Annotated in this window: 1 protein-coding gene; it reads left to right on the top strand. The window is 39.6% G+C overall.

The features are described 5' to 3' along the window. On the top strand, positions 1–558 hold a 558-nt coding region (locus tag ABN217_RS20045), incomplete at both ends, for a mechanosensitive ion channel domain-containing protein (RefSeq protein ID WP_349459975.1).

The raw sequence follows: 558 nt of genomic DNA, 5'->3' as shown, positions 1-558 counted from the left end.
GCTACATAGCGCGTTTTCATTTCTCGAAAATATTCGTCTATGGGATGTTACCTCAACCGTTAATGGTGTGGATACCGTCCAGCCAATCACGATGGGGTCAATTTTCATTGCCATATTGATCATTATTGTCACTACGCAGTTAGTTCGTAATTTACCCGCATTGCTTGAGCTTGCGGTATTACAACATTTAGATTTAACACCGGGTACTGGCTATGCTATCAGCACATTAACCAAATATTCACTGACTATCATCGGTACCATTGTTGGTTTCTCAATGTTAGGGATTGATTGGTCTAAATTGCAATGGTTAATCGCTGCAATGGGGGTCGGTTTAGGGTTTGGTTTACAAGAGATTTTTGCCAATATTATTTCAGGTCTGATGATTTTATTCGAAAAACCGATTCGTATTGGTGATACGGTGACTATCCGCAATCTGACGGGGAGTATTACAAAAATTAATACCCGAGCAACAACGCTGACAGATTGGGATAGAAAAGAGATCATTGTGCCAAATAAAGCCTTTATTACTGAGCAGTTTATTAACTGGTCTTTGAGTGA

It is taken from the genome of Proteus sp. fly-1067 (assembly GCF_040139345.1).
In the GTDB taxonomy this organism is placed as follows: Bacteria; Pseudomonadota; Gammaproteobacteria; order Enterobacterales; family Enterobacteriaceae; genus Proteus; species Proteus vulgaris_B.
Note: the sequence above shows the minus strand (reverse complement) of the source record. Positions and strands in the feature narration are given on the sequence as shown.